The 5,782-nt window shown below is 31.1% G+C and carries 4 protein-coding genes; 3 read left to right on the forward strand and 1 reads right to left on the reverse strand.

What is annotated here, in order from left to right; all coding sequences use genetic code 11:
• Positions 1-112: 112 nt before the first annotated feature.
• Genes AABM47_RS04465 through AABM47_RS04475 form a run of 3 tightly spaced genes read left to right on the forward strand, consistent with a single transcriptional unit; the run spans position 113 to position 3,978 of the window.
• Entirely contained in the window at positions 113-1,627 is a 1,515-nt protein-coding gene (locus tag AABM47_RS04465; protein ID WP_338409725.1) for a peptide MFS transporter, read from the forward strand.
• Between the two features lie 24 nt (positions 1,628-1,651).
• Positions 1,652-3,457, forward strand: coding sequence for an oligopeptide:H+ symporter (locus AABM47_RS04470; protein WP_338409726.1), 1,806 nt, complete (start codon positions 1,652-1,654; stop codon positions 3,455-3,457).
• A 50-nt stretch (positions 3,458-3,507) separates the two neighbouring features.
• Complete coding sequence (locus AABM47_RS04475; protein ID WP_338409727.1) at positions 3,508-3,978, forward strand: thioredoxin family protein; 471 nt, start codon at positions 3,508-3,510, stop codon at positions 3,976-3,978.
• Between the two features lie 3 nt (positions 3,979-3,981).
• Here the strand turns inward: AABM47_RS04475 and AABM47_RS04480 are convergent.
• A partial coding sequence (locus AABM47_RS04480) for a ComEC/Rec2 family competence protein (RefSeq protein WP_338409728.1) occupies positions 3,982-5,782 on the reverse strand: 1,801 nt, incomplete at its 5' end.

The following is a 5,782-nucleotide window of genomic DNA, read 5'->3' on the forward strand; positions in this document are numbered from 1 at the left end:
GTATGATAATCAATTTGATGATATTTTTGACGCAATTCAATTTTTAATGACCGAAAATAAAGATATTGCAACATATTACGAAAGAAATAAAATAGGGTAAAAATAATAATATATGAATCAAACAACAGCTGTCAATCAAAAAGAATTATTTGGACACCCTATAGGGCTATATGTGTTATTTTTTACCGAAATGTGGGAACGATTTTCATACTATGGTATGCGGGCTTTACTTGTTATTTACATGATTGCTCAAGCGGATCATATAGACGGTCCTGGCTTAGGTTGGACAAAGTTAGAGGCATATCAACTTTACGGTTGGTATATAATGTTAGTTTATGTTGTTTCTATACCTGGAGGAATTTTAGCGGATAAAGTTTTAGGTCAAAAGAAGGCAGTAATGCTAGGAGCAGTTATTTTGGTTTTGGGTCATGGTACATTAGCAATTGAGGCTTCATGGTCATTTCTTGTAGGATTGGGATTAATTGTTTTAGGAGTAGGTTGTTTAAAGCCTAATATATCAACCATGGTTGGAGGATTGTACAAAAAAAATGATATTAGACGAGACAAGGGTTTCTCTATATTTTATATTGGTATTAATTTAGGGTCCTTATTAGCTACATCTTTTGTAGGTATGGTGGTTGCTAAGTGGGGCTGGCATGCTGGTTTTGGTATGGCAGGTATAGCTATGCTTTTAGGTTTAATTGTTTATGTTTGGGGTCAAAAATATATTACCCACGTAGGTAATAAACCAACTGTGGAAGATAAAAAGACAGATGTTTCGATTGTTAAATTATTTTCTAATATTTTTAATTCACCCTTACAATTAGGAGTTTTTGCATTACTTTTAGGGATATCTATTTATGCAGGTTTTACTTTTGAAGGAGTTGATCATTGGGGTTATGGCGCATTGTTTATTTTTCTTTCTTTTGTAATAGGACTTATGATGATGATTTTTAAAAGTTTGGAATCGCAAATAGAAAAAGACCGCTTTTTGGTATTACTGCTTTCTTTTTTGTTAGTAATTGTATTTTGGGGAGCTTTTGAGCAAGCAGGAGGCTTAATGAGTGTTTATACAGAAACTAAAACCGATAGAATGTTGTTTGGATATTTAATTCCCACACCTATGTTTCAGGGTTTAAATGCAGGATTTATTATTTTATTAGCTGTTTGGGTTGCAAACATTTGGGCTAAACGGAAATTAAAAAACAAAGAAGCTTCTTCTTTATTTAAAATGGCTTCGGGAACAATTATTATGGGTCTTGGTTTTGTTTTTATGATTTTTGCAGTTAGAGAATTTGAAGCTAATGGAAGTTCAGGCATGCAATGGTTGGTTTTAGCATATTTGTTTCATACCATTGGCGAATTAAGTTCGTCTCCTGTTTCCTTGTCATTTGTTACAAAATTAGCCCCTGTAAAATATGCTTCATTAATGATGGGATTATATTTTGCCGCAACCGGACTTGGCGGAAAAGTGTCAGGAATTTTAGGTGAAAAATCGGAAAGTTTTGGAGAGTACAATATTTTTGCAGGAATTACTATATTTACAATTATTTTCGGACTACTTGTAATAGCTTTATTAAAACCTTTAAAAAGATTAACACACGGAGCAGAAGATAACGAAAAGTAAAAGACAGTAATAAACCCTTACATTATGAAAGAAAATTCAACCGATCAATTTTTTAAAAATCCTGTTTTAGGCCATCCAGCAGGTTTATTTGTATTGTTTTTCACTGAAATGTGGGAACGATTTTCATTCTATGGAATGAGGTCTTTATTAATCTTATTTTTAACAGCCTCTTTTACAGATGGTGGTTGGGAATGGACTAGAGAAAATGCATCAGCATTATTTGGTTCTTATGTAGGTTTAGTATATTTATCTACTATGCTAGGGGGATATTTTGCCGATAAAATCATTGGTTTTAGATGGGCGGTTGTAGTTGGTGCACTTTTAATGACTTTAGGTCATGCTTCTATGGCAGTTGAAACGGAATTTTCTATCTATTTAGGTTTAGTTTTACTAGTATTTGGAAATGGCTTTTTTAAACCAAATATGACTTCAATTATTTCTGAAATGTACAAACACAGACCAGAAAAGAAAGATGGTGCGTATACTTTATTCTACATGGGTGTAAACGCAGGAGCTTTCTTCGGAATTTTACTTTGTGGTTATTTAGGAGAAAAAGTAGGATGGAGTTATGGATTTGGATTAGCAGGAATTTTTATGTTCTTCGGAATGTTACAATTTTGGTTGTCACAAAATATATTTGGCGATATTGGATTAAAACCAACTATTGAAAGTAAAGCTAAAGCTGAAGCAGAAGATACAGATACAAGAAATCCTTTTACAAAAATAGAATTAGGAATAATTGCCGTTAGTGCAACTTTAGGTTTATTATGGATTGTAAATGATCCAGCATCTAAAATTTCTGGTGGAGCTGTTAATGTTTTTGGTTTCTTAGGTGAAAACGGAAATGCAATTGCAATTATAACTGCATTGTTATTATTTATTTATTTGCTTGTTACTCGTTTAATGAAATACTCGCAAATAACAAGAGAAAAATTAATTGCGGTTACTTTCTTCGCTTTTTTAACAATTTTCTTTTGGGCAATTTTTGAACAATCTCCAAACTCATTAACAATTTTTGCTAGTGACTATACAGATCGAGTACTAGAAGGAAATTGGAGTACTTTTTTCTTATTTATAAATACCTTAATTACAGTAGTTCCTTTAGCAATTATTAGTTGGGTTTTATACTTATTATTCAAACAAACATTCAAAACATATGCTATAGCTAATTTAATTTTAGCATCAAGTTTTGTTATAGTTTGGGCAATTGCAATTTGGATGCTTACAAAAGATTTCTATACTGCAGGATTTATATCATTGTCAGATTCAACTTTAGAGATGTTAAAAATCAGTAAAGTAACAGAAGCAATTACAGAAGTTCCAGCAACATGGTTTTCAACATTAAATTCATTGTTCATTATTTCATTAGCACCATTATTCTCTAAATGGTGGGAAAGTAAATACAATCCAAATGCTAATATGAAATATGGAATTGGAATGGGATTATTAGCACTAGGAATGGCATGTGTTGCAATTGGAGCATCAGGTATTGAGCCTGGAGCAAAAACAGCTTCAGTTAGCATGATTTGGTTGATTTTAGTGTACTTGTTTCATACAATGGGAGAATTATGTATTTCACCAGTTGGGCTGTCTTATGTAAGTAAATTAGTGCCAGCAAGAATGATTGCATTTATGTTTGGTGTTTGGTACTTAGCTGTAGCTATTGGAATGAAAGGTGCAGGTATGTTTGGAGAAAAAATTGATAAAATTGCGAATGAATCTGGGTTAAGTTCTTTCTTTTGGATGTTAACTATAATATCTTTAGTTATGGCAGCCTTATCAATTTTAATGACACCAGTTATCAAAAAACTAATGCACGGCGTTAAATAACTAACATTTTTTGGCATCTTATTTGCATACTTTTACACAAATAAAATATAATGAAAAAAATTATCTTAATATTATCTATAAGCCTTTTGTCTTTTGTGGCTCAAGCTCAAGAAGGATTAACGTGGCATACAGACGTGTCTAAAGCTTCTGAAATATCCTTAAAAGAAAACAAACCATTGTTTTTGTTTTTTACAGGTTCAGATTGGTGTGGATGGTGCATCCGTTTGCAAAAAGAAGTTTTTAAGCAAACCGAATTCATTACTTGGGCTAAAGAAAATGTTATTTTAGTAGAACTCGATTTTCCTAGAAGAACCCCTCAAGATGATACTTTAAAAGCTCAAAATAAAAATTTGCAACAAACCTTTCAAGTGAGAGGTTATCCAACGGTTTGGTTTGTTAATCCACAAGTATTAGAAGGAAATAAAATAAATTTAAATGCCTTAGGCAGTACAGGTTACGTAGCAGGTGGGCCAGTAAAATGGCTCGAAGTAGCGAACGGAATTCTTAATAAACAAATTTAGCAGTTACATTTTATAAAATCCCTTTTCGGCAATGGCATGAAAAGGGATTTTGTAATGTAAACAAATTGCCTTCCATCTTTTTAAAGATGTAAACGAATTGCTTTTGTCAGCAATTATTAGGCTTGGTTTTGTGCTTAAAATTAAGCGTTCCAAGTTTATATATGCATTTTGTCTTAGGATTACCACATTGGGCTTTATAGATGTATTGTAAATACCGTTTTTATCTACAATTAATATTTTTTTACCTTTAAAATAAAACAAATTATCTAAAGGTTTAAACTGAATTTTAGGTTTAAATTTTGCATTAGCATATTGCCAAACACTCTGATTTTGCTTAATTAAGCTGTCGTTTGAGTAAACGGTTAAAGCATTGTAATTTAAAACAGAAATAACACTTTCTTTATGATTAAATACAATTAATTCGTTTTGACTTAAAGCCTGTTTTTTTGTTGTAAAATAAACCAATTGAAAACTTAAAATAAAAAACAACAGGTATAAAAAGCGTTTATTTTTAGGTTGGTACATCCAATAAATAAAAGTTATGAGTATGCCGTATAACAAAAAAGCTAACACTGAAGTAAAAGAAACATTCTTGATTATAAATGGCTCAAAACCAGCTAGCCATTGAATGTAGTTGTTCATGAATGTAACAATAAGTGTAATTATTTTGCCAAACAATAGCGCAACAGGCGTAAATAGAAAGTTACTAATTAATGTTATAATGCCTGTTATTAAAACAAGTGTTGCCGCAGGTATTGCTACAAGGTTGGCCAGTAAAAACAAAGTAGGAACTTGTTTAAAATACAACAACATTAAAGGCAAAACACCCAGTTGTGCCGCCATGGATACTAAAAATAAATTGCTGACATAAATGGTAGTTTTATGTTTATTAAAATAAAATTTGCCATAAAAAGGTTGAAACAAAACTATAGCAAGCACAGCAGCATAACTCAATTGAAAACCTACATCAAAAAGATATAAAGGATTGTAAATCAACAAGATTAAAAAAGAAGTCGCAATGGCATTGAATATAGAATTTCGAGTGTTTAAAAAATTCCCAAAAGCAATAATGCTAAACATCAAAACAGCTCTTGTAACAGATGCCGACATACCCGAAATGAGGGCAAACAGCCATAGTAAAAAAAGTATTGCTGCTAGTTTTATAGTTTTTCCGTTTTTTATGCGATTTAAAAAACCAAAAAAGAAATTTAAAAAACCATAAATAATTCCGATGTGCAAACCTGAAATGGCTAAAATATGAATCACACCTGCGTTTTTATAATCATTCATTATAGATTGGTCAAGTTCTTGCTTTTGGCCAAAAAGCAATGCATTTATAATTGATTTTGTTTTTATAGAAAAATGATGTACATCAAAACTCGACATTAATTTTTGACGTATTTTATAAATGTAATACGATGTGTTTTTGACTTTATTGCCAATAAAATAAGTGTTTTCAAAACACTTTATCTGGTGAAAAATATTTTGATTTTCCATGTAATTGGCATAATCAAAACCATAGGGATTATAGTTTTTTAGAATTGGACTTACCTTGGTATTTGTAATAATTTTATCGCCTATAGAAAGTGTTTTTTTGTTTTTTTTAGAAAAATAAAGAAGTATTTTTCCCGAAGCTTTTTGATTGTTGAATACATGTATTTGCATCACATATTTGGTGTAAAACGCATTGGGTTTAAGCTCAGAAATAACCAAGCCCTCTACTTTGTTAATTTTCTTAAAATCAATTTTTGAATACAGATTTGGATTGCTTGATTCTTGATGAAAATATAAAGAAATACTGCCA

This window comes from uncultured Flavobacterium sp. (assembly GCF_963925415.1).
Lineage (GTDB): Bacteria > Bacteroidota > Bacteroidia > Flavobacteriales > Flavobacteriaceae > Flavobacterium.